The 26,999-nt window shown below is 64.3% G+C and carries 23 protein-coding genes, 5 tRNA genes and 1 pseudogene; 6 read left to right on the plus strand and 23 right to left on the minus strand.

Features of this window, described 5'->3' with window-relative positions; all coding sequences use genetic code 11:
• Positions 1-20 precede the first annotated feature (20 nt).
• The gene (locus A9179_RS14315; protein ID WP_187806893.1) at positions 21-1,217 is read right to left on the minus strand and encodes a molybdopterin molybdotransferase MoeA; all 1,197 of its coding nucleotides are present in this window, start codon (positions 1,215-1,217) and stop codon (positions 21-23) included.
• Positions 1,214-1,753 carry a molybdenum cofactor biosynthesis protein B gene (gene moaB / locus A9179_RS14320; protein ID WP_187806894.1) on the minus strand — a complete coding sequence of 180 codons (540 nt, stop codon included), beginning with the start codon at positions 1,751-1,753 and terminating at the stop codon, positions 1,214-1,216. Before moaB ends, A9179_RS14315 begins: the two co-directional genes overlap by 4 nt.
• 66 nt (positions 1,754-1,819) lie before the next feature.
• Between moaB and mobA the strand changes: the two genes are divergently transcribed.
• The 4 genes and pseudogenes from mobA to A9179_RS14340 form a co-directional block, all read left to right on the plus strand.
• Positions 1,820-2,422, plus strand: a complete 603-nt coding sequence (mobA, locus tag A9179_RS14325; protein WP_187806895.1) for a molybdenum cofactor guanylyltransferase MobA — start codon at positions 1,820-1,822, stop codon at positions 2,420-2,422.
• Positions 2,423-2,483: 61 nt separating this feature from the next.
• On the plus strand, positions 2,484-2,705 hold the full coding sequence (locus tag A9179_RS14330) for a YgdI/YgdR family lipoprotein (RefSeq protein WP_187806896.1): 222 nt from the start codon (positions 2,484-2,486) through the stop codon (positions 2,703-2,705).
• Positions 2,706-2,820: 115 nt separating this feature from the next.
• Positions 2,821-2,897, plus strand: a tRNA-Pro gene (locus A9179_RS14335).
• 155 nt (positions 2,898-3,052) lie between these two features.
• Positions 3,053-3,654 (plus strand): annotated as a pseudogene (locus A9179_RS14340) (STAS domain-containing protein); the annotation flags it as partial.
• Between the two features lie 141 nt (positions 3,655-3,795).
• Here A9179_RS14340 and A9179_RS14345 read toward each other — a convergent pair.
• A tRNA-Arg gene (locus A9179_RS14345) sits at positions 3,796-3,872 on the minus strand.
• Positions 3,873-4,221: 349 nt separating this feature from the next.
• Here A9179_RS14345 and A9179_RS14350 point away from each other — a divergent pair.
• Positions 4,222-4,548: an Arc family DNA-binding protein gene (locus tag A9179_RS14350; protein WP_187806897.1), complete on the plus strand. Its 327-nt coding sequence runs from the start codon at positions 4,222-4,224 to the stop codon at positions 4,546-4,548.
• 79 nt (positions 4,549-4,627) lie between these two features.
• Here A9179_RS14350 and mgtE read toward each other — a convergent pair whose 3' ends face one another.
• Positions 4,628-6,070, minus strand: a complete 1,443-nt coding sequence (gene mgtE / locus A9179_RS14355) for a magnesium transporter (RefSeq protein ID WP_187806898.1) — start codon at positions 6,068-6,070, stop codon at positions 4,628-4,630.
• 318 nt (positions 6,071-6,388) lie between these two features.
• Here mgtE and A9179_RS14360 point away from each other — a divergent pair, with 318 nt between their 5' ends.
• On the plus strand, positions 6,389-6,880 hold the full coding sequence (locus tag A9179_RS14360) for a DUF4124 domain-containing protein (RefSeq protein ID WP_187806899.1): 492 nt from the start codon (positions 6,389-6,391) through the stop codon (positions 6,878-6,880).
• 40 nt (positions 6,881-6,920) lie between these two features.
• Here the strand turns inward: A9179_RS14360 and A9179_RS14365 are convergent.
• The 19 genes from A9179_RS14365 to acs form a co-directional block, all read right to left on the minus strand.
• Positions 6,921-6,997, minus strand: a tRNA-Arg gene (locus A9179_RS14365).
• Positions 6,998-7,070: 73 nt separating this feature from the next.
• Positions 7,071-7,147: transfer RNA gene (locus A9179_RS14370), tRNA-Arg, on the minus strand.
• Between the two features lie 107 nt (positions 7,148-7,254).
• Positions 7,255-7,345 (minus strand) — tRNA-Ser (locus A9179_RS14375).
• A 62-nt stretch (positions 7,346-7,407) separates the two neighbouring features.
• Entirely contained in the window at positions 7,408-7,593 is a 186-nt protein-coding gene (gene csrA, locus A9179_RS14380) for a carbon storage regulator CsrA (protein ID WP_003244478.1), read from the minus strand.
• A 182-nt stretch (positions 7,594-7,775) separates the two neighbouring features.
• Positions 7,776-9,014: an aspartate kinase gene (locus tag A9179_RS14385; RefSeq protein ID WP_187806900.1), complete on the minus strand. Its 1,239-nt coding sequence runs from the start codon at positions 9,012-9,014 to the stop codon at positions 7,776-7,778.
• 101 nt (positions 9,015-9,115) lie between these two features.
• Positions 9,116-11,740, minus strand: a complete 2,625-nt coding sequence (gene alaS / locus A9179_RS14390; RefSeq protein ID WP_187806901.1) for an alanine--tRNA ligase — start codon at positions 11,738-11,740, stop codon at positions 9,116-9,118.
• Positions 11,741-11,897: 157 nt separating this feature from the next.
• A complete protein-coding gene (astE, locus tag A9179_RS14395) occupies positions 11,898-12,890 on the minus strand; it encodes a succinylglutamate desuccinylase (protein WP_187806902.1) in 993 nt (330 codons plus the stop codon).
• A gap of 14 nt (positions 12,891-12,904) precedes the next feature.
• On the minus strand, positions 12,905-13,192 hold the full coding sequence (locus A9179_RS14400) for a topoisomerase II (protein ID WP_187806903.1): 288 nt from the start codon (positions 13,190-13,192) through the stop codon (positions 12,905-12,907).
• Positions 13,193-13,206: 14 nt separating this feature from the next.
• A complete protein-coding gene (gene astB / locus A9179_RS14405; protein ID WP_187806904.1) occupies positions 13,207-14,553 on the minus strand; it encodes an N-succinylarginine dihydrolase in 1,347 nt (448 codons plus the stop codon).
• Positions 14,553-16,019: a succinylglutamate-semialdehyde dehydrogenase gene (gene astD, locus A9179_RS14410; protein ID WP_187808598.1), complete on the minus strand. Its 1,467-nt coding sequence runs from the start codon at positions 16,017-16,019 to the stop codon at positions 14,553-14,555. The genes astB and astD overlap by 1 nt, the downstream gene beginning before the upstream one ends.
• Entirely contained in the window at positions 16,016-17,038 is a 1,023-nt protein-coding gene (gene astA / locus A9179_RS14415; RefSeq protein WP_187806905.1) for an arginine N-succinyltransferase, read from the minus strand. Before astA ends, astD begins: the two co-directional genes overlap by 4 nt.
• Before the next feature lie 111 nt (positions 17,039-17,149).
• The gene (aruF, locus tag A9179_RS14420; protein ID WP_187806906.1) at positions 17,150-18,166 is read right to left on the minus strand and encodes an arginine/ornithine succinyltransferase subunit alpha; all 1,017 of its coding nucleotides are present in this window, start codon (positions 18,164-18,166) and stop codon (positions 17,150-17,152) included.
• A gap of 175 nt (positions 18,167-18,341) precedes the next feature.
• Positions 18,342-19,562, minus strand: a complete 1,221-nt coding sequence (locus tag A9179_RS14425; RefSeq protein WP_187806907.1) for an aspartate aminotransferase family protein — start codon at positions 19,560-19,562, stop codon at positions 18,342-18,344.
• 725 nt (positions 19,563-20,287) lie between these two features.
• Positions 20,288-21,274, minus strand: a complete 987-nt coding sequence (argR, locus tag A9179_RS14430) for a transcriptional regulator ArgR (protein ID WP_187806908.1) — start codon at positions 21,272-21,274, stop codon at positions 20,288-20,290.
• 16 nt (positions 21,275-21,290) lie between these two features.
• A complete protein-coding gene (locus A9179_RS14435) occupies positions 21,291-22,055 on the minus strand; it encodes an ABC transporter ATP-binding protein (protein ID WP_187806909.1) in 765 nt (254 codons plus the stop codon).
• A gap of 36 nt (positions 22,056-22,091) precedes the next feature.
• Positions 22,092-22,790, minus strand: coding sequence for an ABC transporter permease (locus A9179_RS14440; RefSeq protein WP_187806910.1), 699 nt, complete (start codon positions 22,788-22,790; stop codon positions 22,092-22,094).
• 16 nt (positions 22,791-22,806) lie between these two features.
• Positions 22,807-23,496, minus strand: a complete 690-nt coding sequence (locus A9179_RS14445) for an ABC transporter permease (protein WP_187806911.1) — start codon at positions 23,494-23,496, stop codon at positions 22,807-22,809.
• A gap of 101 nt (positions 23,497-23,597) precedes the next feature.
• Complete coding sequence (locus tag A9179_RS14450; protein ID WP_187806912.1) at positions 23,598-24,374, minus strand: ABC transporter substrate-binding protein; 777 nt, start codon at positions 24,372-24,374, stop codon at positions 23,598-23,600.
• Positions 24,375-25,019: 645 nt separating this feature from the next.
• Complete coding sequence (acs, locus tag A9179_RS14455; RefSeq protein WP_187806913.1) at positions 25,020-26,975, minus strand: acetate--CoA ligase; 1,956 nt, start codon at positions 26,973-26,975, stop codon at positions 25,020-25,022.
• Positions 26,976-26,999: the final 24 nt, after the last annotated feature.

Genomic DNA, 26,999 nt, shown 5'->3' on the forward strand with positions numbered 1-26,999 from the left:
ACCCGCGGATCTCATCCGCCCTACGCGAGCAGCTCGCTGAGCGGGATAAAGCGCAGCGCATCGCCTGGTGCGTAGGTTCGCCCTTCCAGCACTTCCACCAGGCCATCGGCCCAGGCGGCGCTGCGCAGTACCCCGGAACTCTGGTTCGGATAGAGCTCCGCGCGACCGTTCTCCAGCCGTGCACGCAGGTACTCGCGGCGCTGCCCCGCACGGGGCCAGGCGAAACCGGCCGGCACCTCGACGCTCAGCGGCGCGACATCCGCCACGCCGAGACGGCGCAGCAGGTACGGCCGCGCCAGCAGGCCGAAGGTCACCAGGGTCGAGGCCGGATTACCCGGCAGGCCGAGCACCGGCACGCCGCGATAATGGCCGCAGGTCAGCGGTTTGCCCGGTTTGATCGCCAGCTTCCACAGGGCCAGCTCGCCCTCCTCGCGCAGCACCTGGCCCAGGCAGTCCGCCTCGCCCACCGAGACGCCGCCGGTGGACAGGATCAGATCGGCCTGGCCCAGTCCGGCCAGCGCCTCACGGGTGCGCTGCGGGTCGTCGGCGAGGATGCCGGCATCCAGCACCTCGCAGCCCAGGCGCTGCAGCCAGGCACAGAGCAGGCTGCGGTTGCTGTTGAAGATCTGCCCGGCGCCCAGCGCCTGACCCGGCTCGACCAGCTCGTCGCCGGTGGACAGCACGGCCACCCGCGGCCGCCGCCGCAGCGGCAGCAAGGCGCAACCCAGCGAAGCGGCCAGCCCCAGCTGCACCGGCCCGAGGCGCGTGCCGGCGGGCAGCACGACCTCGCCCATGCGGGTTTCCTGGCCCTGCGGGCGGACGTTCTGACCGGCGCGTAGAGGCTCGTTGAAACGTACCCGGCCATCGGTGAGCAGCTCGACGTTCTCCTGCATCTCCACCGTATCGGCCCCAGCCGGCAGCGGCGCGCCGGTGAAGATCCGCGCACAGCTGCCCGCCCGCAGGGGCGCCGGGGCCTGGCCAGCGAGGATGCGCTGGCTCACCGGCAGCGGCTCGCCCGTCCAGTCGGCCAGGTTCAGGGCATAACCATCCATGGCGCTGTTCGGCCACGGCGGCAGATCGAGCCCGGCCACCAGCTCGGTCGCCAGCACCCGGCCATCGGCCGCTGCCAGCGGCAGCAGTTCGAGTTCACGGATCGGCGCCTGTTCGGCCAGCTGCAGCAGACGCTCGAGAGCCGCCTCGACCGGCAGCAGGCTCATCCGCGGCTCTCGCAGGGGGCTGCCTGTTTCAGGTGCGGAACGAAGTTGCAGGGGCGGTGACGGTTGTCCAGCTGCTCGGCGAGGATGCCATCCCAAGCGGTGCGGCAGGCGTTGGTGGAGCCCGGCAGACAGCACACCAGGGTGCCGTTGGCGAGGCCGGCCAGGGCGCGCGACTGGATGGTGGAGGTACCGATGTCGGCCACGGAAATCTGCCGGAACAGCTCGCCGAAGCCATCCACCTGTTTGTCCAGCAGGCAGCGCACCGCCTCGGGCGTGCTGTCGCGGCCGGTGAAGCCGGTGCCGCCGGTGATCAGCACCACCTGCACCTGATCTTCGGCGATCCAGGCGGCGACCTGGGCGCGGATGCGGTACAGGTCGTCCTTGAGCAGCACCCGCGCAGCCAGGTGGTGGCCAGCGGCAGTAAGACGGTCGACGAACAGCTGGCCAGAGGTATCGGTGTCCAGGCTGCGGGTATCGCTGACGGTGAGAACGGCAATGTTCAGCGGCACGAAAGCCGCCTCGGCCTTGTGGCTCATGGCGTGATCCGGTTGTGGCGAAAACAGGCCGGTGTTATATCACAGGCCCCCAGCCAGAGCGCCGTCATGACCGCCCCCACCCCGTTCCCGCCCTGCTCCATCCTGCTCCTGGCCGGCGGCCGCGGGCAGCGCATGGGTGGTCAGGACAAGGGCCTGCTGGCCTGGCAAGGGCAGCCACTGATCGCCCATCTGCACCAGCTGACCCGGCCGCTGACGGACGACCTGATCATCTCCTGCAACCGCAACCAGGAACGCTACGGCGCCTACGCCGACCAGTTGGTGGCCGACCCCGAGCACGACTTTCCCGGCCCCCTGGCCGGCATCCTCGCCGGCCTCGCCGCCGCCCGGCATGCCTGGCTGCTGGTGCTGCCCTGCGATGCCCCGTGCGTCGACGCCGCCCTGCTGCAGACCATGCGCCAGCAGGCGCACAGGGACGGACAGCCGCTGCTGGTGCGCCGCGGCGGCCAGTGGGAGCCGCTGTTCTGCCTGTTGCCACGCACCCTGCTGGCACCTCTGCAGCAAGCCTGGCAGGCCGGCGAGCGCAGCCCGCGGCGGGCACTGTTGGCACTTGGCGCCCAGGCCCTGGACTGCCCGGCCGACGACCCGCGCCTGGCCAACCTGAATACGCCGCAACTGCTGGCAGCAGCCGTGCAGAAGCGCTGCGACTGAACTCTGCGGCGCACTTTCCGTCAGAAACTGGGCAGACCCCTTTCAACAAGGAGACGATCCCATGAGCCCACGGAACTTGCAGATACTGGTCGCCGCCTTCGGCCTGGCGGCCCTCACCGGTTGCTCCACCCCCAGCGTGATCACCCTCAACGACGGCAGTCAGATCCAGACGGTGGACACTCCGGAATTCGATAACGACTCCGGTTTCTACGAGTTCGAGCAACTCGACGGCAAACCCGCCCGAATCAACAAGGATCAGGTCATCACCGTCAAGGAACTCTAAGCCCCCAGCCATGGCCGTTTCCTGCACGGATGCCGGGGCGGCTGCCCGGAGCAAAAAAACTTTCCGCTAACCCCTTGTGCAGCAAAACTTTTTCGGTAGAATGCGCGCCATTCATCGGAGCGTAGCGCAGCTTGGTAGCGCGTCTCGTTCGGGACGAGAAGGTCGCTGGTTCGAATCCAGTCGCTCCGACCAAATTCCCGATCACCCTCAGAGGTGACAGAAAAAACCGGCCACTGGCCGGTTTTTTCGTTTCTGCGCCCAACAAAATACCCCCCTCCAGCTCAGCCACCCAGCGCAATGATGGCGAACATCAGCAGCGCCCCCACTACCGCGATCGTCACCACACTGGCCTATTCGAATTCAAGTATCTGCGCCGCATCTACCACATCCAGCACTGGGAGCTCTGGCTGTCCATCGCCTGCTTCACCGGCGTGGCGGTATTTGGCGCCACCCCGGCATCGGCCTGCCCGTGGCGATCGCCGTGATCGAGTTCCTCTGGGGTAGCTGGCGCCCGCACTACGCCGTGCTCGGCCGCGTCGACGGCGTACGCGGCTACCACGACGTCAGCCGCTACCCGCATGCACGCCTGGTGCCCGGACTGGCGCTCTTCCGTTGGGACGCGCCGCGGTTCTTCGCCAACGCCGAGCCGTTCCAGCAGTGTGTGCTGGAGGCCGTCGCCAAATCCCCGTCAACGATGCGTCGACTCGTGGCGGCCGCGGAACCCGTTACCAGCGTGGACGTCACCTCGGCCGACATGCTCATCGAACTGCAACAGGCACTGGACGCCGCCGGTACCGAGCTGCGCTTTGCCGAGATGAAGGATCCGGTGAAGGACAAGCTGCAGCGCCTGGAGGTGCTGAGCCGAATTGGCAGCGATATTTCCCAGCCCGCGGTAGGCGCCGCAGTGGACGCCTACCTCGAAGAACATGGGGTGGACTGGACACCGTAGCCCAGGCAAAGCCAACCCAGCCGGCATGTGCGCCAGTGCGCGCGCAGGGCAAGGGTCGAGAAACGGGGAGAGAACGAAGACGAGGGGAAGCCCGAGGGCCAATCAGGCCTGCCGCAGCAGACACCAGCCCGTTGATGCAGATGGCGTCCCAGAGTGGGTTCGAACCACCAACCTTCCCCTTAGGAGGGGGATGCTCTATCCAATTGAGCTACTGGGACTAGCGGGCGGCATGTTAACGGGCAACACGCCTTTTGTCATGCCGTTCGCCGCTTGCACCCGGCAGGGAACTCCAGCCTTCCTCACCGGTCTCACCGACTGCTCTAGCATCAGCATTCCGAGCATTTCCGGAACGAACGTTTTGCCTAATAGCACTCATTTCGGACAACCGGTGCTGGCAATGCGCCTGCATTCCAACCACAATCCGACACGCAATTGGCGTCAAATAGTCGACCCACTAAACATCCGATGCTAATCCCAGCTGAACGGCTAGTGCCAAACATGGTCAAAGCAGTGACAATTCAATAGCTGAATGCCAGCATCGCTTTCCTGAACTAACCGGTTTAATGTATGCGCCCTATGAAACAGGCAATCTATTCCAGCCGCACGGCTGACAAGTTTGTGGTACGCCTCCCCGACGGTATGCGCGAGCGCATCGCCGACGTGGCCCGCAACCATCATCGCAGCATGAACTCGGAAATCATCGCTCGCCTGGAGCAGAGTCTGGTTCAGGAAGACTCTCTGGGCGACGAGCTGGATCTGCGCTTGGACAGCCCCGAGCTGTCGCTGCACGAGCGCGAGCTCCTGCAACGCTTCCGTCAACTGTCGCGCCGCCAGCAGAACGCCTTGGTTGCCCTGATCGCCCACGACGCGGAAATGGCCAGCGAAGAAGCCTGAGCCCGACCACCGCCCATGAAAAAGCCGGCTCGATGCCGGCTTTTTTGTGCCCGTTACCCCGGCAGCGCCGGGGTCGCCCTCAGAGCAGGAACAGCGTGGCCAGCCCGAGGAAAATGAAGAAACCGCCGCTGTCGGTCATCGCCGTGATCATCACGCTGGCCCCCATGGCCGGGTCGCGCCCCAGGCGAATCAGCGTCATAGGGATCAGCACCCCCATCAAGGCCGCCAGCAACAGATTGAGCGTCATCGCCCCGGTCATCACCAGGCCCAGTGACCAGCTGCCGTACAACAGGTAGGCGACCACACCGATCACCCCACCCCAGACCACGCCATTGATCAGCGCCACGCTGAGCTCCTTGCGCATCAGGCGCGAGGTATTGCCGGTACTCAGCTGATCCAGCGCCAGGGCGCGCACGATCATGGTGATGGTCTGGTTGCCGGAGTTGCCACCGATACCCGCCACGATCGGCATCAGCGCCGCCAGCGCCACCAACTTCTCGATCGAACCCTCGAACAGGCCGATCACCCGCGAAGCGATAAAGGCGGTAATCAGGTTGATCGCCAGCCAGGACCAGCGGTTGCCCAGGGACTTCCAGACCGAGGCGAAGATGTCTTCTTCCTCGCGCAGACCGGCCATGTTGAGGACTTCGGTCTCGCTCTCCTCGCGGATCAGGTCGACCATCTCGTCGATGGTCAGACGACCGATCAGCTTGCCGCCCTTGTCCACCACCGGCGCCGAAACCAGGTCGTAGCGCTCGAAGGCCTGAGCCGCGTCGTAGGCATCCTCATCCGGCAGGAAGCTGACCGGATCGCTGGCCATCACCTCGCTGACCTGCTTGTCGGGATCGTTGACCAGCAAACGCTTGATCGGCAGCACGCCCTTGAGGATGCCGTCATAATCGACCACGAACAGCTTGTCGGTGTGCCCCGGCAGCTCCTTGAGGCGCCGCAGATAGCGCAGCACCACCTCGAGACTGACATCCTCGCGGATGGTCACCATCTCGAAGTCCATCAGTGCACCGACCTGATCCTCTTCATAGGACAGCGCCGAACGCACCCGCTCGCGCTGCTGCGCATCGAGCGACTCCATCAGTTCGAGCACGACATCGCGCGGCAGCTCGGCAGCAAGGTCGGCCAGCTCGTCCGCGTCCATTTCCTTGGCCGCAGCGAGGATCTCGTGATCATCCATGTCCGCGAGCAGCGACTCGCGGACAGCATCGGATACTTCGAGGAGGATATCGCCGTCGCGCTCGGCCTTGACCAACTGCCAGACAGTCAGACGATCGTGGAGCGGAAGGGCTTCGAGGATGTGCGCAACGTCGGCGGAGTGCAGTTCGTCGAGCTTGCGTTGCAGCTCGGCCAGGTTCTGCCGATGAACCAGGTTTTCCACCAGATCATGGTGCTGCCCTTCCTGACGATGGGTCAGGTTTTCCACCACCTTGTGGCGGTGCAGCAGATCGACCACCTGGGCAAGGCGATCCTGCAAGCTCTCTTGCGGCTTTTTGGCTTCTACTTCAGTCATATGGCGCGCTCCACCCCAGCAGCAGAGCACGCCACGGGGTATCAATCAGTCAATACGCGATCAGGCAATCGAGGTGTTGAGTAACTACTGGGTAAGTCCATGGTGGTATTCCACAAGCCCCGGCGGGGCTGACCCCTTAATAATAACACCGGGAGCCACTTTTTACGCGCCAAAATCACGTCTAGAACAAGCGCTTGCATTGAATACTTAAGCAGTCTTTGAGCGCCTTATCCGACGTTTGCACTGCATCACAAGGCACCACTGGCGCAACGAAAAAGCCCGACTAGGCTTGCCTGCAACCGTCAAGGAGGACGACCCATGCTGCGATCAATCTGCGCAGGTTCTTGCGCTGCCCTGCTCTGCCTGAGCACCGCCACCACCGCCTCAACCGTATTTCGCTGCGAGGATTCCGGCGGCCACATCACCTACACCCTGCAAGGCTGCCCAACGGAAGCCGACCAGCAACTCCAGAGCGCCGACAACTCAACCCCAGGGCAAGGCAAGGCCGTGCCACTGGCCAAGGTCAGCAAAGGCGAAAGAAAACACGACAAGCAGGCCAGCGACCTGGTCGTGGTCGGCACCAAGCAGGACGGCTGCGGCAATCGCGTCACCGGCAGCGAACGACGCACCGCGATGATCCGCCAGCAAGTACGCAGCGGCATGACCCAGAGCGATGTGCAAAGCTCATTGGGCACGCCGGACAAGATCACCAGCCAGGATGGCCAGACCCGCTACCACTACGAGGACAACGACGGCAACCGACGCCAGGTGACCTTCGACGAAGCTGGCTGCGTAAAAGGGAAACACTGAAATGCAAAAGGCCCGCATCTCTGCGGGCCTTTTGGCTTTATGGCGCACTCAGGAGGATTCGAACCTCCGACCGCCCGGTTCGTAGCCGGGTACTCTATCCAGCTGAGCTATGAGTGCGTATGGCGCTTTTAGACCAGATCACCGCTGGTTAGAGAAACATGACTTGCATCACTGCAAGCCATTTTCCATATGGCGCACTCAGGAGGATTCGAACCTCCGACCGCCCGGTTCGTAGCCGGGTACTCTATCCAGCTGAGCTATGAGTGCGTGTAGGGCGCGCATTATAGAGATCTCTAACTCTTCGTCAATTGATTTTTCGATAACTTTCAACAACTTATCGAACTAACCAGTGACATCTCTATAACACTGAATAATGGCGGAGAAGGGGGGATTCGAACCCCCGACACCCTTTTGAGGTGTACTCCCTTAGCAGGGGAGCGCCTTCGGCCACTCGGCCACCTCTCCGCAACACGGGGCGCATGATAACCATGTTTTCCCCGTTTGCAAAGACAAAATTTCGATAAAAATTAGTGGCTTGGTTCGTCACCCTTCTCTTTCTGGATGCGCTGGTAAATCTCCTCGCGATGCACAGCAACTTCCTTGGGTGCATTGACGCCAATGCGCACCTGATTACCTTTCACGCCCAACACGGTGACAGTGACGTCATCACCCACCATCAGGGTCTCTCCGACCCGGCGAGTCAGAATCAGCATTCCTTTCTCCTTACGGATTTCAGTTCAGGACAACAGTCTGCAAAAAAGAAAATGGTGGCAGCCCCAACCCGTATCAAGTCAGAACCTTCACCCAAGTATTGACCAGCACGGACAAAAGGAAAGTTCCGCCATACCGATCAAAAAAGCAAAGGCGCGGACTAGCCGCGCCTTTCTGGTCGTGGTTACTCGCCCTGTCGGGCCGGAGCATCCAGATCGAAGGCCGTGTGCAGGGCGCGCACAGCCAGTTCCAGGTACTTCTCTTCGATGACCACGGAGACCTTGATCTCCGAGGTGGAGATCATCTGGATATTGATGGTCTCCTTGGCCAGGGCCTCGAACATGCGGCTGGCAACACCTGCGTGGGAACGCATGCCGACGCCGACGATGGAGACCTTGGCGATGTTGGTGTCGCCGATCACTTCACGGGCGCCCAGCTCGCGCGCGGTGTTTTCCAGTACGCCCATGGCGTTCTGGTAATCGTTGCGGTGCACGGTGAAGGTGAAATCGGTGGTGTTATCGTGCGCGACGTTCTGCACGATCATGTCCACTTCGATATTGGCGGCGCTGATCGGGCCGAGGATCTTGAAGGCCACGCCGGGAATATCCGGTACGCCACGGATGGTCAGCTTGGCTTCGTCGCGGTTGAAGGCGATGCCGGAGATGATCGGCTGTTCCATGGATTCCTCTTCATCAAGGGTAATGAGGGTGCCCGGACCCTCCTGGAAGCTGTGCAGCACGCGCAGCGGGACGTTGTACTTGCCGGCGAACTCCACCGAGCGGATTTGCAGCACCTTTGAGCCGAGGCTGGCCATTTCCAGCATTTCCTCGAAGGTGATCTTGTCCAGGCGCTGGGCCTTGGCCACCACACGCGGGTCAGTGGTGTAGACGCCGTCGACGTCGGTGTAGATCTGGCACTCGTCGGCCTTCAGCGCCGCGGCCAGGGCCACGCCGGTGGTGTCGGAACCACCGCGACCGAGGGTGGTGATGTTGCCCTGCTCGTCCACACCCTGGAAGCCGGCAACTACCACCACGCGCCCAGCCTTGAGGTCGGCACGGATCTTGGCGTCGTCGATCTGCAGGATGCGCGCCTTGGTGTGGGAATTGTCGGTGAGGATGCGCACCTGGTTGCCGGTATAGGAAACGGCCGGTACATCCAGCTTGATCAGGGCCATGGCCAGCAGGGCAATGGTCACCTGCTCGCCAGTGGATACCATCACATCCAGCTCACGCGGTACCGGCTGGCCGTCGCTGACCTGCTTGGCCAGTTCGATCAGACGGTTGGTCTCGCCACTCATGGCGGAAACCACGACGACAATGTCATCACCCTTCTCGCGGAATTTCTTAACCTTCTCGGCCACCTGCTGAATACGCTCGACGGTGCCGACGGAGGTGCCCCCAAACTTCTGTACGATCAAAGCCATGTCAAAAAGCCGCCTGATTCCTCAAGGGCGCCCATTAGACCCGCATCGGGTCACACTGCCAAGGCTCGCCGGACGCGCTGCAAGCCTTGGGTATCGCTGATTTACAGACCTTGTTCGGCAAAGGTCACGGCCAGGGCCAACGCTTCGTCCAGCTTGCCGGCATCCACGCCGCCACCCTGGGCCATGTCCGGGCGACCACCGCCCTTGCCGCCCACGGCTGCCGCAGCCTGACGCATCAGGTCGCCGGCCTTGAGCTTGGCGGTCAGATCCTGGGTCACGCCGGCAACCAGCACGACCTTGTCGTCCTGCACGCCGCCGAGCAGGATCACTGCACTGCCGAGCTTGTTCTTCAACTGGTCAACCATGGCCAGCAGGGCCTTGCCGTCCAGGCCGTCGAGACGCGAAGCCAGCACCTTGATGCCTTTGACGTCCACGGCCGAGCCGGCCAGGTCGTTGCCGGCGGCACTGGCGGCCTTGGCCTTGAGCTGCTCCAGCTCTTTTTCCAGCTGGCGGTTGCGCTCGATCAGGCCAGACAGTTTGTCCAGCACGTTGTCGCGACTGCCCTTGACCAGCGCAGCGGCTTCTTTCAGCTGCTCTTCCGCGCCATTCAGCCAGGCCAGCGCCGCGGCGCCGGTGACGCCTTCGATACGGCGTACACCAGCGGCCACACCGCCTTCGCTGGTGATCTTGAACAGACCGATGTCGCCGGTGCGCGAGACGTGAGTACCGCCGCACAGTTCGACGGAGAAGCCGCCGCCCATGGTCAGCACGCGCACGTCGTCGCCATACTTCTCGCCGAACAGCGCCATGGCGCCCTTGGCCTTGGCGGTCTCGATATCGGTCTCTTCGGTCTCGACTGCGGAGTTCTTGCGGATCTCGGCGTTGACCAGTTCTTCCAGGGCCTTCAGCTGCTCGGGCTTGATCGCCTCGAAGTGGCTGAAGTCAAAGCGCAGACGCTGGCTGTCGACCAGCGAGCCCTTCTGCTGCACGTGCTCACCCAGCACCTGGCGCAGCGCTGCGTGCAGCAGGTGGGTAGCGGAGTGGTTCAGTGCAGTGGCCTGGCGCACCGAGGCGTCGACCTCGGCCTGCAGCTCGGCACCGACCTTGATCCCGCCCAGGGCGACGATGCCGTGATGCAGGAAGGCGCCACCGGCCTTGGTGGTGTCGCGCACATCGAAACGCACGCCGGCCGCAGACAGATAGCCACTGTCGCCGACCTGGCCGCCGGACTCGGCATAGAACGGCGTACGGTCGAGGACAATCACGCCCTCCTCGCCTTCGCCCAGGCTGTCGACGGCTGCACCGGCCTTGAACAGAGCAATGACCTTGCCGCTGCCAGTGGTGCCCTCGTAGCCGAGGAACACGGTGTCGCTATCGACCTTGACCAGGCTGTTGTAGTCCATGCCGAAGGCGCTGGCGGAGCGGGCGCGCTCGCGCTGGGCTTCCATCTCGCGCTCGAAGCCTTCCTCGTCGAGGGTCAGCTCGCGCTCGCGGGCGATGTCGCCGGTCAGGTCGACCGGGAAGCCGTAGGTGTCATACAGCTTGAACACCACGTCGCCAGGGATGACGCTGCCTTTCAGCTCGGCCAGATCCTGCTCGAGGATCTTCAGGCCCTGCTCCAGAGTCTTGGCGAACTGCTCTTCTTCGGTCTTCAGCACGCGCTCGATGTGCGCCTGCTGCTGTTTCAGCTCGGGGAAGGCCTCGCCCATCTCGGCCACCAGGGCGGCAACGATCTGGTAGAAGAAGCTGCCCTTGGCGCCCAGCTTGTTGCCGTGACGGCAGGCGCGACGGACGATGCGGCGCAGCACGTAGCCGCGGCCCTCGTTGGACGGGGTCACGCCGTCGGCGATCAGGAAACCGCAGGAACGGATGTGGTCAGCCACCACCTTCAGCGAAGCCTGGCCTTCGTTGGCGCAGCCGATGGCCTTGGCCGCAGCATTGAGCAGGCTCTGGAACAGGTCGATCTCGTAGTTCGAGTTGACGTGCTGCAGCACGGCGCTGATGCGCTCCAGGCCCATGCCGGTGTCCACGCTCGGCGCCGGCAGCGGGTGCAGCACGCCGTCCGCGGTGCGGTTGAACTGCATGAACACGTTGTTCCAGATCTCGATGTAGCGGTCGCCGTCTTCTTCCGGCGAGCCGGGTGGGCCGCCCCAGATGTGCTCGCCGTGATCGAAGAAGATCTCGGTGCACGGGCCGCACGGGCCGGTATCGCCCATCGCCCAGAAGTTGTCGGAAGCGTACGGCGCGCCCTTGTTGTCGCCGATGCGGATCATGCGCTCGGCCGGGATGCCGACTTCCTTGTGCCAGATGTCGTAGGCCTCGTCGTCGGTGGCGTAGACGGTGACCCAGAGCTTCTCCTTCGGCAGGTTCAGCCACTTGTCGCTGGTCAGGAATTCCCAAGCGTAGGTAATGGCGTCGCGCTTGAAGTAGTCGCCGAAGCTGAAGTTACCCAGCATCTCGAAGAAGGTGTGGTGGCGCGCGGTGTAGCCGACGTTTTCCAGGTCGTTGTGCTTGCCACCGGCACGCACGCACTTCTGGCTGGTGGTGGCGCGGGTGTAGGCGCGCTTTTCCAAGCCGAGGAAGCAGTCCTTGAACTGGTTCATGCCGGCGTTGGTGAACAGCAGGGTCGGGTCGTTCGCCGGGATCAGCGAACTGGAGGCGACGCGGGTGTGCCCCTTCTCTTCGAAGAAGCGGAGGAAGGCTTCACGGATTTCTGCGCTTTTCATCTATTTCATCCAGGCAAACGGCGGCCACGGCAAAAGCCGGCAAAGGGCCGCATTATATCGGCCCTGCGCGACAGGGACAGCCCGTTTACGGGGAATTTGGATAGAAAACGACTATCGAGGCCTCTGGCGTTCATGCCGGAGGGCCTCAGGGACAGCCTCAGAGGCTGGTGGGGACGATCAGAATGCCGGCGCGCAGGCCGTTCTTGACCTTGGGATTGGGGAAGATGATGCGTGCGCCCTGCTCCTCCACCAGCCAGCGGGTGCCGGCGATGTCCTCGGCCAGCAGGTAGCCGACCGGCAGTTCGCTGAAGTTCTCGACATCGCTGGGCAGGTGCAGCTTGAACGCTTCGCTGTGCTTGATCACTTCGCGCGCCACGCTGAACAGCTGCAGGCCGTCGAGGTCGGCATCGGCCGGCTCGCACTGCTCGATCACCTCGCGCAGACGCTTCTCCAGCAGGTCGAGGTTGACCGCCTGGTTCTGCCCGAACGGCCGCGCCTTGCCCAGCTCCAGGGTAAAGGCCTCGGCACCCAGGTGGGCATAGGTGTAGGAACTGAAGGTGATGCCGACCTTCTGCTGCAGCAGCACCGCCTCGATGCCCGCGGCACGCAGACGGGCCAGCTCGCGGGCGGAGTGCTCGCGCCCTTCGGCGTAGGGATAGAGGGCGAACTGCTCGATCTTCGAGCCGCGAATCGCCGTGTGCAGGTCATAGTGCAGGCGCTCGCGCCCGGCCCTGCTGAAAAAAGCTGCAGCCAGACGCTCCAGCTCGTTGGCACGCAGCGCTTCGAAGCCACTGCTCTGCTCATGCCGCCCACTGAACAGGCGGTTGATGTCCTGCTCGATGTAGCGCTCGCCGCGACGGATCGCCTCGGGATTGCCGAGCAGGAACAGGATGCGTGCCCGCGGGATCAGCTGGCCGGAGGCAATGCCCTGCAGCAGGCGGTCGAGCAGTTCGATCGGCGCGGTTTCATTGCCATGGATACCTGCCGACAGCAGCAGGTCGAGGCCGCTGTCCTCGCTGGCCGCCGGCGTCACTTCCAGTGCGCCCTGGGCCAGCCAGTGCAGGCGCGCGCCCTCGCGGGTCAGCTGAATCTTCTCGGTCGGCTCACGGCCGGCCAGGGTCAGTTCAAGCAGTTTGCCGAGGGCGAGCATGGCAGGAGACTTCCTTAGTGGTTGCAGTCCGGGCCGTGGACGTGGCCTTCCTCTTCATCATCGGCGTCAGCCGCTTCCATCTCCAGCTGCAGGCTGACCAGGTTGGTGGCCAGCGGGCGCAGCAGCAGGTTGGCGTACTCGGTATCACCCTCCTCCACGTCCACGCCGATCAGCAGCTGACCGTTGCCGGCCTGCTGGATCCACACTTCCTTGCCCTGCCAGATCACGGCAAAGCGGGTGCAGGAGGTCTCCAGCTGGGTGCCGTCGGTATCTTCGAGGATCAGTTGCAGGGCGTCAGACATGGTTGCAGTACTCATCAAGCCAATTGGAAGGGGTAAACCGCGCCCAGTTTAAGGATCTGCGTCAGTTCATCCAATGCCGTGCGGCATTCGATCAGCAATTGCGGGTCGGCCAGGTCGCTTTCTGCCAGGCGATCACGGTAATGCTTGTCGACCCAGGCAGTAAGAGTGTCGTACAGAGCCGGGGTCATCACCACTCCGGGATTGACCGCCGCCAGTTCCTGCTCCTTGAGCGCCACGCGCAGGCGCAGGCAGGCCGGGCCGCCGCCGTTCTGCATGCTCTGCTTGAGGTCGAACACCTTGACCTCGCGGATCGGCCCGCTGCCGCTGGTCAGTTGCTGCAGGTAGGCCCAGACGTTGGCGTTGTTGCGGCATTCCTCCGGCACGATCAGCAGCATGCTGCCATCGGCGCGGGTCAGCAGCTGGCTGTTGAACAGGTAGGAACGCACCGCATCGTCGACACTGACCGCATCACCCGGAACACAGACGGCCTGGAAGTTGCCGCCACGGCGACCCAGCTTGTCGCCCAGCTCGGCCAGCACCTTGTCGGTGTCGAGGAAGGCGTCCTGGTGATAGAACAGCACCTCGCCGTTGCCCACCGCGATCACGTCGTTGTGGAACACGCCCTGGTCGATCACCGCCGGATTCTGCTGGGCGTAGACCACGCCCGCCTCGCTCAGGCCATGCAGGCGAGCCACCGCCTGGCTGGCTTCCAGGGTCTGCCGCGCCGGGTAGCGCTGCGGCACCGGGTAGCGGGCATCGAAGGCGCTGCGGCCGTAGACGAAGAACTCCACGCCGGCATCGCCATACCCCTTGCAGAAACGCGTGTGGTTGGCCGCGCCCTCGTCACCGAACTGGCCGACCGCCGGCAGCGCCGCGTGGTGGGCGAAGTGCTGCTCGTTGTTGAACATCGCGCGCAGCACGCGACTGGTAGTCGGGTGCTCGATACTGCGGTGGAACTTGCAGTTGAGGTTGGCGGCGGTGAAGTGCACGCGGCCGTCGGCGGTGTCGGCACTCGGGCTGACGGTGCAGGAGTTGGCCGTCCACATGCTGGAGGCCGAGCTGCAGGCGGCCAGCAACGGCATGGCCTCCTTGGCCGCCTGGGCGATCACCTGCGCATCGGTGCCGGCAAAGCCGAGACTGCGCAGGGCGGCGACATCCTGGCGCTCCTGCGGGGCGAACACGCCCTGCTTGAAGCCCAGATCCATCAGCGCCTTCATCTTGCCCAGGCCCTGCTTGGCCGCTTCCTTCGGGTTGGAAGCCGCCTGGCTGTTGCTCTGCGACGCCACGTTGCCGTAGGACAGACCGCCGTAGTTGTGGGTCGGGCCAACCAGGCCGTCAAAGTTCATTTCATAGGCGGACATCACAGACTCACTCCCGGGGTCAGGGTGGCGGGCAGGCTCAGGGTTTCACTTTCCAGCGAGGCGACCGGATAGGCGCAGTAGTCGGCCGCGTAGTAGGCACTGGCGCGGTGGTTGCCGGAGGCACCCACACCGCCGAACGGCGCGCTGCTGGCGGCGCCAGTCAGCTGCTTGTTCCAGTTGACGATGCCGGCGCGACTCTCGATCAGGAACTGCTGGTAACGCTCGGCGCTATCCGACAGCAGGCCGGCGGCCAGGCCGTACTGGGTGGCGTTGGCCTCGGCGATGGCAGCGTCGAAATCGGCGTAGCGGATCACCTGCAGCAGCGGACCGAAGAACTCTTCGTCGATGCGCTCGGCAACCGCAGTGACATCGAGGATGCCCGGAGTCAGCAACGCGGCCGTTGCTACCGGCTGGATCATCTCCAGCAGCACCTGAGCGCCCTTGTCGACCAGATGGCGCTGGGCCTTGAGCAGGTGCTCGGCAGCCTGCAGCGAAATGACCGAGCCCATGAACGGCGCCGGCTGCTCGTCGAAGGCGCCGACCTTGATGGTCGAGGCCACCGCCACCAGGCGCGCCAGCAGGGCATCGCCCCAGGCGCCGGCGGGCACCAGCAGGCGCCGGGCGCAGGTGCAGCGCTGGCCGGCAGAGATGAAGGCGGACTGGATGATGGTGTACACGGCGGCGTCGACATCGGCGACCTGGTCAACCACCAGCGGGTTGTTGCCGCCCATCTCCAGCGCCAGGATCTTGTCCGGGCGGCCGGCGAACTGGCTGTGCAGCAGGTTGCCGGTGCGGCTGGAGCCGGTGAAGAACAGGCCGTCGATGCCGGCACTGGCGGCCAGGGCCACGCCGGTTTCGCGGGCGCCCTGCACCAGATTGAGCACGCCAGCCGGCAGGCCGGCCTCGATCCAGCATTTCACGGTCAGCTCGGCAACCTTGGGGGTCAGCTCGCTGGGCTTGAACACCACCGCGTTGCCGGCCAGCAGTGCCGGCACGATGTGGCCGTTGGGCAGGTGGCCGGGGAAGTTGTAGGGACCGAACACGGCGACCACGCCATGCGGCTTGTGGCGCAGTACGGCGGTGGCGTCGGCCAGCGGGCCGCTCTTGATGCCGGTACGCTCGCGATAGCTCTGCACGGAGATGGCGACCTTGTTGACCATGCTGGTCACCTCGGTGGCGGACTCCCACAGCGGCTTGCCGGTTTCCTCACCGATGGTGCGGGCCAGCTCATCGCCGTGCGCCTTGAGGGTGGCAGCGAACTGCTCGAGCACGGCAATGCGCTCTTCCAGCGGGCGCCGGGCCCAGGCCGGAAAGGCCGCGCGGGCAGCGGCAACGGCCTGCTCGACCTGCGCGGCACTGGCGCCACAGCCACTCCACACGGATTCCTGAGTCACCGGATTGAGCGAATCGAAAGCCTCGCCCTGGCCAGGCTGCCAGCTACCGGCGATGAAATGAGTGGTCATTATTGGGGCTCCTTGGCCGACAGCGGCACGGCTCGCACCTGGGCACCGGCATTCAGCTGCAGGCGTTTAGCGGTTGGCGCGTCGACCACCAGGGTGCCGGCGGCGGCACGCGCCGGGGCGGCGGTGATGCGGCAGTCTTCGCGCTTGCGGTTGTGGATCAGATAGGGAGTGGCATCATCGCCCGGGGTGCCCACGGCCAGCACCAGGGTCTGGCTGGCTTGCACCGCGCGGATCTTGTCGGTGGCCACTTCGATGGCCGGGCCGGCGTCGAAGATGTCGACATAGCCCTGGTAGCTGAAGCCCTCGCCCTTGAGCATGGCCAGCGCCGGCTCGGTGTCCGGGTGGACGCGACCGATGACGGCGCGCGCCTCCTCGGAGAGGAAGCAGGTATAGAGCGGGAACTTGGGCATCAGCTCGGCGATGAAGGCCTTGTTGCCGACCCCGGTGAGGTAGTCGGCCTGGCTGAATTCCATCTTGAAGAAGTGCCGCCCCAGGCTTTCCCAGAACGGCGAACGGCCGGCGGCATCGGACATGCCACGCATCTCGGCGATCACCTTGTCGCCGAACAGCTCGCGGAATTCGGCGATGAACAGGAAGCGCGCCTTCGACAGCAGGCGGCCGTTGAGGCCGGTGCGATAGTCGGCATGCAGGAACAGCGAGCACAGCTCGGAGTTGCCGGTCATGTCGTTGGCCAGGAACAGGGTGGGGATCTCGCGGTGGATCTTCAGTTCCTGCGAGGCACTGACGGTCAGACCGACCCGGTAGTTGTACCAGGGCTCGCGCAGGCCGACGGCGCCGGCCACGGCGGAGATGCCGACGACCTTGCCGTCGTCGTCCTCGAGCACGAACAGATAATCGGCATCGGCGCGCTCGGCCTCGCCGCGGAAGGCTTTTTCCGCCCAGCCGACCCGGTGCGCCAGGCGCTCCTCGTTGGCCGGCAGGGTGGTCAGGCCGGTGCCGGTACTGCGGGCCAGGTCGATCAGCGCCGACAGGTCGCTGCTACGGACGGGACGAACGATCATATTGCCTCCAGAATTCTCGCCCCTCTCCTTCCGGGAAAGGGGCCGGGGGTGAGGGAGTTCCCTCATCCGGCCCTGCGGGCCACCTGCACCGACGGGCACAGGGTTACAGCATCAAACCGCCACCAGCCGAACGCTGGCGCCCTCACCTACACCCAGTGCCTCGGCTGCCTCGGCACTCAGGGTCACGGGCTTGCCCGGCACCCAGTCGAGCTCGGCGACGATCGCGCGGAAGTCCTGCAACTGGCCATTGCTCACCAGGTACTGGCGCCCGCCCTTGCTCGGTTCACCGATACGTACCGGCACCATGCGGCTCTGGGCAATCGAGCGAATGCCCGAGGTGCGCGCATGCAGGGTCGGGCCGCCGTCGAAGATGTCGATGTAGTGGTCGGTCTCGAAGCCTTCGCGCATCAGGATGTCGAAGGTGATCTGCGCCCGCGGATGCACCTGGCCCATGGCCTCCTGGGCCGTGTCCGGCAGCAGCGGCACATAGATCGGGTAATGCGGCATCAGCTCGGCGAGGAAGGTGCGGCTCTTCAGCCCGCACAGGCGCTCGGCCTCGGTGTAGTTCATGTCGAAGAAGTTGCGCCCGACCGCGTCCCAGAATGGCGAGTCGCCCTGCTCGTCGCTGTAGCCGACTATCTCCACCACCACCGCATCGGCGAAACGCTCCGGCTGGCCGGCCATGAACAGCAGGCGGCCGCGCGAGTTGAGCTCGGCGAACACCGAGTCCACCAGCTCCGGCTTGACGTAGAAACTGGTCAACAGGCTGTTGCCGGTGAGGTCGTGGCACAGCGACAGAACGTGGATCTTGTTGTGGATCGACAGCGAGCGCGAGGCATGCACGAAGGTTTCGTTGCGGAAGCTGTAGAACGGCTCGGAATAACCGGCCGAGGCGACGATGGCGGAACAGCCGACCAGCTGGCCGCTGCTGCTGTCTTCGAGGACGAAGAAATAGCTCTCCTCGCCGTTGAAGCTGACCTCGGCGGCAAACGACGCCTCGGACGCCTGGATCTTGTCACTCAGGCGACCGGCATCATCCGGCAGCGAAGTGACGCCCACCGGGCTGTCCGCAGCCAGACGCTGCACATCGGCAAGGTCGGACAATTGCGCGGGGCGCATCACCAGCATGGCGTTACTCCTTTCCAGAACAGCGCCCCACCACTGGGCGCCCGTCGAATAAAAGCTCCAAAAGGCGCACTCGGCCCCCTGGAGAAAGACCGGGCCGCAGCCCGATCACGCATGGAATCGCTCATCCTGAGAAAACCCGGCGGCGCTTCCCGGCGCCGCCGTCTTGCTCGATGCCTCAGGCGTTGACCAGCTTGGCCAGCGCGCGCTCGAAACGGGCCAGGCCCTCTTCGATATCGGCATCCTCGACCACCAGGCTCGGGGCGAAACGCACCACGTCCGGGCTGGCCTGCAGCACCATCACGCCCTCAACCGCCGCAGCGTCGAGCACGGTCTTGGCCTTGCCTTTCCAGGCATCGGACAGCACACAGCCGATCAGCAGGCCCAGGCCACGGACTTCGCTGAACACGCCGTATTTTTCGCCGATGGCGCGCAGACGCGCCTTGAACCGCTCGCTCTTGGCCTTGACGCCATTCAGCACCTCAGGGGTGTTGACCACGTCCATCACCGCCTCGGCCACCGCACAGGCCAGCGGGTTGCCGCCGTAGGTAGTGCCGTGGGTGCCGACCGCCAGGTGCTTGGCCAGCTCGGTGGTGGTGAGCATGGCGCCGATCGGGAAACCACCGCCCAGGCTCTTGGCGCTGGAGAGGATGTCCGGGGTCACGCCGTAGTGCATGTAGGCGAACAGTTCGCCGGTACGGCCCATGCCGGTCTGCACTTCGTCGAAGATCAGCAGCGCGTTGTGCTTGTCGCACAGCTCACGGGCCGCTTGCAGGTAAGCCAGGTCGGCCGGCAGTACGCCGCCCTCGCCCTGGATCGGCTCCAGCACCACGGCGCAGGTCTTGTCCGATACCGCCGCCTTCAGCGCTTCGATGTCGTTGTACGGCACATGGCTGATGCCCTGGATCTTCGGGCCGAAGCCGTCGGAATACTTGGGCTGGCCACCGACGCTGACGGTGAACAGGGTGCGACCGTGGAAGCTGTTGGTGGCAGAGATGATCTCGCACTTGTCCGCACCATACTTGTCGAAGGCAACCCGGCGGGCCAGCTTGAAGGCGGCCTCGTTGGCCTCGGCCCCGGAGTTGCAGAAGAACACGCGGTCGGCGAAGGTGGCGTCCACCAGCTTGTGCGCCAGACGCAGGGTCGGCTCGTTGGTGAACACGTTGGAGATGTGCCACAAGGTGTTGGCCTGCTCGGTCAGCGCCGCCACCAGTGCCGGATGGCAATGGCCGAGGGCGTTGACCGCGATGCCGCCGGCGAAGTCGAGCAACTCTCGGCCGGTCTGATCCCAGACTCGCGAACCCTGACCGCGCACCGGCACGAAGGCGGCGGGAGCGTAGTTGGGGACCATGACCTGGTCGAAATCGGCGCGTTGCACCGGATCGTGCTGAACGGACATCGAGGCTCTCCTGATAAAGGCACACCGCACAAAATGGCAGGTGATGAAAAGATTGTAGGGACTGCTGGCGGGGTCGCATTGCCGCCATGCGACAACTTCTTACAGCGGCAACCCGCGAATTTCCTGGGCTTTCGGCAAAGCGACAGAAAGCACCGGAATTGCGCAGTTTAAACGCTGTGCGGGGGGATCGGGGCATTTCGCTACCCCAGACCAGCACCCCGCACTCAATAGCCTGAGCGCAACGCCTTCCTCGGCACCCGGCTACAGACTGCGCCCGGTACGGCACCATACTTTGACTCGCTGCGCTCGCCCTTCGGACCAGCCTGCGGCTGTTACTCCGCTTCGGCCCACTGGCGGGGACTCGGGCTCCGCGCTGCCTGAAGAGGTGCATCTGGATTCCCGCCTGCGCGGGAATGACGAGGTGAAAAAGAAAAGTCCTACCCCCACTTCCGCCATCCCCGCGCAGGCGGGGATCCAGTAATGCAACAGAACGGCGCAAGGTTGAGACTCAAGCGCCTACCTTCTGGCAGCGCCAAACGCCCCTTCAGGGGCGAACGATTCCGGAGCGAAGCGTAGGGCCGAATGGCGAGGCAAGCGTTTTTGGCTCCTTTTGGCGGGGCCGGCCAGCCGAGCGACTGCAAGAAGGAACCCGCCCAGCAGGGCGAAACAGAAGAATCGAACACTGAGATAAACAGCAGCGGCACGATAGCCCGAAGGCAGGCTGGTTACCCGCGCTCTGCAGCCGCCGGCGCGATCTCGAACGGACTGGCACTGCGCCGCTGGTTGCGATCCTCGCGCGGGGTGGCGCCGAAGAAGTTGCGGTAGGCACTGGAGAAATGCGGCCCCGAGGAGAAACCGCAGGACAGGCCGATCTGGATGATCGACTTGCTGGTCTGCATCAGCAGCTGGCGCGCCTTGTTCAGGCGCAGCTCCAGGTAGTACTGGCTGGGCACACGATTGAGATACTGCTTGAAGATGCGCTCCAGCTGACGCCGCGACACGCACACGTGCTGGGCGATCTCGTCGGTGGTCAGCGGCTCTTCGATGTTGGCTTCCATCAGCAGCACGGCCTGGGTCAGCTTGGGATGGCTGGAGCCGATGCGGTTCTGCAGCGGAATGCGCTGGCGCTCGCCACCTTCACGGATGCGCTCGACCACCAGCTCCTCGCTCACCGCGCCAGCCAGCTCGGCGCCATGGTCACGGGCCAGCACCGCCAGCAGCAGATCGAGCACGGCCAGGCCGCCACAGGCGGTCAGGCGATCGCGATCCCAGTCGAACAGATGGCTGGTGGCGATGACCTTGGGAAAACGCTCGGCGAAGTCGTCCTGCCAGCGCCAGTGCACGGCGGCGCGATAGCCATCGAGCAGGCCGAGCTGGGCCAGCGGATAGACCCCGGCGGACAGGCCGCCGACCTGGCAGCCACTGCGCACCAGTTGCTTGAGCGCCGCACCAAGGGCAGGCGCCACCGCCGCCGGTGGCTCGTCGGCAAGCAGAAACAGCTTCTGGCAACCGTCCAGGCGCCCCGTCCAGGCCTCACCCGGCAGACGCCAGTCGGCCGCGTCCGCAGCTTCGGCCTGGAGGAAGCGCAGCTCGTAACGCACCTCCGGATGCACCCGCTGCGCCACGCGCAGGGCTTCCTCGGCCAGAGCCAGGGTCATGGGCCGGGTGTGCGGCCAGATCAGGAAACCGATGCAGTGGGCAGTCGCAGTCATGTTGGCAGTCTAGTGCTTACTTCAGGCTACCGGAAAGGAACTGTTTGAGCCGCTCGGACTGCGGGTTGGCCAGCACCTCTTTCGGGCAGCCGGTCTCTTCCACCAGACCCTTGTGCAGGAACACCAGCTGGTTGGACACCTCGCGGGCGAAGCCCATCTCGTGGGTCACCACCACCATGGTGCGACCTTCCAGGGCCAGATCCTTCATCACCTTGAGCACTTCGCCGACCAGCTCGGGGTCGAGGGCCGAGGTCGGCTCGTCGAACAGCATGACTTCCGGCTCCACCGCCAGGGCACGGGCGATGGCCACGCGCTGCTGCTCGCCGCCACTCATGTGCGCCGGGTAGGCACCCTTGCGATGGGCCACGCCAACCTTGGCCAGGTAGTACTCGGCCTTTTCGATGGCTTCCTTCTTCGGCACGCCGAGCACGTGCACCGGTGCTTCGATGACGTTTTCCAGGGCGCTCATGTGCGACCACAGGTTGAAGTGCTGGAACACCATGGCCAGACGCGAGCGCATGCGCTGCAGCTGCTTGGGATCGGCGGCCTTGAGCGAGCCTTCCTTGTTCTTCACCAGCTTGAGCTCTTCGCCATTGAGCAGGATCTTGCCGCTCCAGGGCTGTTCGAGCATGTTGATGCAGCGCAGGAAGGTGCTCTTGCCCGAGCCCGACGAGCCGATGATGCTGATCACGTCGCCGGCCTTGGCGGCCAGGGACACGCCCTTGAGCACTTCGTGGTCGCCGTAGCGTTTGTGCAGATCCTGGACTTCAAGCTTGTACATGGTCTCGGCTCTCGTATGCGAATGCGGTAGGAACGGTCAGGCCTTGCGCGGGGCCAGGTAGGCCAGCCAGCGGCGCTCGGCGCGCTTGAACAGGCGCACCATGATGAAGGTCAGGCACAGGTAGAACAGGCCGGCGGTGATATAGGCCTCGAACGGCAGGTAGAACTGCGAGTTGACGGTCTTGGCCGCGCCGGTGATGTCGATCAGGGTGACGATCGACGCCAGGCTGGTGGTATGCAGCATCATGATCACTTCGTTGCTGTACTGCGGCAGTGCCCGGCGCAGGGCCGACGGCAGCAGGATGCGGTAGTACAGTTTGTAGCGCGACATGCCGATGGCCTTGGCCGCCTCGATCTCGCCGTAAGGCGTAGCCTTGATGCTGCCGGCGAGGATTTCCGCGGTATAGGCGCTGGTGTTGACGGCAAACGCCAGGCAGGCGCAGAAGGTCGCATCGGACAGCAGCGGCCACAGCGCGCTGTTGCGCACCACCTCGAACTGGGCCAGGCCGTAGTAGATCAGGAACAGCTGCACCAGCATCGGCGTGCCGCGGATCACGTAGGTGTATAGCCAGGCCGGGAAGTTGATCGCGGCCTGCTTGGATACGCGCATCAGCGCCAGCGGCACCGCCGCCACCAGGCCCAGGGCCAGGGAAATGGCCAGCAGCTTGAGGGTCACCAGTACCCCGCCGAAGTACAGCGGCAGACTGTCCCAGATCACGTTGTAGTCGAAGATCACGTTGGCGCCCTCTCGCTTACAGTTCAGCGGCTTTGATGCCGGTGGAATAGCGCTTCTCAAGGAAACGCAGGGCCAGCAGCGACACCGTGGTCAGCACCAGGTACAGCCCGGCCACAGCGAGGAAGAAGGTGAACGGCTCACGCGTCGCATCGGCGGCGCTCTTGGCCTTGAACATCATGTCTTGCAGACCGACCACGGAAATCAGCGCGGTGGCCTTGGTCATCACCAGCCAGTTGTTGGTGAAACCGGGAATCGCCAGGCGGATCATCTGCGGCACCAGGATGCGGAAGAACACCTGCAGGCCGCTCATGCCGTAGGCCGCGCCGGCCTCGCCCTGCCCCTTGGGGATGGCCATGAAGGCACCGCGGAAGGTTTCCGACAGGTAGGCACCGTAGATGAAGCCCAGGGTACCGACACCGGCGGCGAACGGGTTGAGGTCGATGTAGTCCTCGTAACCCAGCATCGGCGCGATGCGGTTGAGCATGTCCTGGCCGCCGTAGAAGATCAGCAGGATCAGCACCAGATCGGGAATGCCGCGGATCACCGTGGCATAGGTCTCGCCCAGCAGCGCCAGCCAGCGCATGGGCGACAGCCGGAATGCTGCACCGAGCAAGCCCAGAACGACCGCCATGGCCATGGAGCACAGCGCCAGCAACAGAGTAAGCCAGGCACCATCGAGAATGGTCGAGCCGTAGCCGTTCAGCATGATCGGAATTCCTCAGGCGTTACGCGGGCAGCGTCCGCTACAACGAAAAAGTGGCGCAAACCGTACTTCGGGAAGTTTGCGCCACTCTTGCCGGGCGGCGATTACTCGCCGTAGACGTTGAACTGGAAGTACTTGTCCTGCACTTCCTTGTATTTACCGTTGGCGCGGATGGCCAGGATGGCGGCGCTGATCTTGTCGGCCAGAGCCTTGTCACCCTTGCGCACGGCGATGCCGGCACCGTTGCCGAAGTATTTCTCTTCGGTGTAGTCCGGGCCTACCAGGGCGAAGCCCTTGCCGGCGTCGGTCTTGAGGAAGCCGTCGTCGATGTTGACCACGTCAGCCAGGGTGGCGTCCAGACGGCCTGCGGTCAGGTCGAGGAAGATCTCGTTCTGCGAGCTGTAACGCACCACTTCCACGCCAGCCGGGGCGAAGACCTCGGTGGCGTAGCGGTCATAGATGGAGGCGCGCTGCACACCGACCTTCTTGCCTTTCAGGTCGACCAGCGGGTCGTTGAGTACGGTACCGGCCTTCATCGCCAGCTTGGCCGGGGTGTGGTAGTACTTGGCGGTGAAGTCCACCGACTTCTTGCGCTCGTCGGTGATCGACATGGACGACAGCACGGCGTCGAACTTGCGCACTTTCAGAGCCGGGATCAGGCCGTCGAATTCCTGCTCGATCCACTGACACTTGACCTTCATCTCTGCACACAGGGCGTTGCCGATGTCGTAGTCGAAGCCGGTGATGCTGCCGTCGGGTTGCTTGTAGGCGAACGGTGGGTAAGCCGCCTCGATGCCGATGCGCAGGGGCTTTTCATCTGCCTGAACCAGGCCGCCGAATACAGAGAGCGCCAGGGCGCCGAGAAGTACGATCTTCTTCATCTTGTGACTCCTTCGATAGGGTGCAGCGTTTGGCAGAGTGCGTTCGCCAGGGCCGTGGGTGAATTGTAGGAAGTGTCACCATCTTTGCCGCCCGCAATGGGCTGGCAAGAGGGCCGGCCAGGTGGGCGGCATTCTAGCGAGAGGGGGAAGGTCGATATTTCCTGAAAGCGACAACAAATTACAGAACGGCTGAACAGCCCGGGAACACGCCTTGACAGGTCGCACCAAACATGACCAGCAAGACAGAAAGCGGCAACCCAGTACCAAGGCAATAACCACGCCACTTTTCTCGCCACCCTTGCAGCACTAGGCCCTGAGGCTTCGAGCAGAGTTTTTCCCGGGGTGCCGCCCCGCCCTCTTCCGGTGCCTGCCGTTTCCCCTCACCCCGAAATGGCGCAGTGGTGTTACGCCGCCGTGTTACGGGCGCGGTAATGCCGATATTCATCGCACCAGGCCGGACGCAAGGTTTTCCCTCATGCCATAAAAAAGGCTGCGCCACCGGTACGGGTTGCATCTCCGCGCCCTGTCTCTGGATTCGGCAGCACGGACAGCGTGTTAATCAGAGGACGCACACACTATTGGGACATGGCCATAAAAAAGCCCCGGCTTGTGGCCGGGGCTGGGTGTACCTGCGGGGACGCCGGGTCAGGCGACCTGCATGGTGCGGTGGGTATCGATGAGGTGTTGCACCACGCCAGGGTCGGCCAGCGTGGAGATATCGCCCAGCGAATCGTATTCGCCGGTGGCGATCTTGCGCAGGATGCGGCGCATGATCTTGCCCGAGCGGGTCTTCGGTAGCCCCGGAGCCCACTGGATGACATCCGGCGAGGCGATCGGGCCGATCTCCTTGCGCACCCAGTTCTTCAGTTCCAGGCGCAGCTGCTCGGAAGCCTCCACGCCGGCATTCAGGGTCACGTAGACATAGATGCCCTGCCCCTTGATGTCGTGCGGCACACCGACCACCGCTGCTTCGGCGACTTTGGCGTGGGCGACCATGGCGCTCTCGATCTCGGCGGTACCCATGCGGTGGCCGGAGACGTTGAGCACGTCATCCACGCGCCCGGTGATCCACCAGTAGCCATCCTCGTCGCGGCGCGCGCCGTCGCCGGTGAAGTACATGCCGCGGAAGGTCTTGAAGTAGGTGTCGACGAAGCGGTCGTGGTCGCCGTACAGGGTACGCGCCTGGCCCGGCCAGGAGTCGATGATCACCAGGTTTCCTTCGGTGGCGCCCTCGAGGATGTTGCCGAGGTTGTCCACCAGCGCCGGCTGCACGCCAAAGAACGGCCGCGCGGCGGAGCCCGGCTTCATCGGGTGGGCACCTGGCAGCGGGGTCATCAGGCAGGCGCCGGTTTCGGTCTGCCACCAGGTGTCGACGATCGGGCAGCGGCCCTGGCCGACGTTCTCGTAGTACCAGTGCCAGGCTTCCGGGTTGATCGGCTCGCCCACCGAGCCGAGCAGGCGCAGGCTGGAGCCGTCGGCACCGGCCACCGCGGCCTTGCCCTCGGCCATCATGGCGCGGATCGCGGTCGGCGCCGTATAGAGGATGTTGACCTTGTGCTTGTCGATGATCTTGGCGACGCGGGTGATGTCCGGGTAGTTCGGCACGCCCTCGAACATCAGGGTGGTGGCGCCGTTGGCCAGCGGGCCGTAGATCAGGTAGGTGTGGCCGGTGACCCAGCCGATGTCGGCGGTGCACCAGAAGACCTCGCCCGGGCGGTAGTCGAACACCCGCTCATGGGTCAGCGCGGCGTACACCAGGTAGCCGCCGGTGGTGTGCAGCACGCCCTTGGGTTTGCCGGTACTGCCCGACGTATAGAGGATGAACAGCGGCTCCTCGGCGCCCATTTCCTTCGGCGCACAGGTGCTGCCCGCCACCTTCATCAGATCCTCGTACCAGATGTCGCGGTGCTGGTTCCACTTGATCTCGGCACCGGTGCGCTTGACCACGATGATCTTCTGCACGCTGCTGGTTTCCGGGTTGGTCAGCGCGTCGTCGACATTGGTCTTGAGCGGCACCTTCTTGCCGGCACGCACGCCTTCGTCGGCGGTGATCACCACCTTCGACTTGCAGTCGATGATGCGCCCGGCCAGGGCCTCCGGCGAGAAACCGCCGAACACCACCGAGTGGATGGCGCCGATGCGCGCACAGGCCAGCATGGCCACCGCCGCTTCCGGAATCATCGGCATGTAGATGGTCACCACGTCGCCGCGGTGCACGTCCTGGCCGCGCAGGGCGTTGGCGAACTTGCACACCTGCTCGTGCAGCTGGCGGTAGGTGATTTCGCAGTGCTCGCTCGGGTCGTCGCCTTCCCAGATGATCGCGACCTGGTCGCCGCGGGTTTCCAGGTGACGATCCAGGCAGTTGGCGGAGAGATTGAGGGTGCCGTCGGCGAACCACTTGATGTCGACATGGTGGTCGTCGAAGGAGGTCTGCTTGACCTTGCTGAACGGCTTGATCCAGTCGATACGCTTGGCCTGTTCGCGCCAGAAACCGTCGGGGTTGATCACCGACTGCTGATACATGGCCTTGTAGGTGGCCTCATCGGTCAGGGTGTGGGCGGCAGCCTCAGGGCGGACGGGATACAGGGAAGCGGCACTCATGGTTCATACCTCGGCGAGGAGTTG

The sequence above is a fragment of the Pseudomonas alcaligenes genome, from assembly GCF_014490745.1.
Lineage (GTDB): Bacteria > Pseudomonadota > Gammaproteobacteria > Pseudomonadales > Pseudomonadaceae > Aquipseudomonas > Aquipseudomonas alcaligenes_C.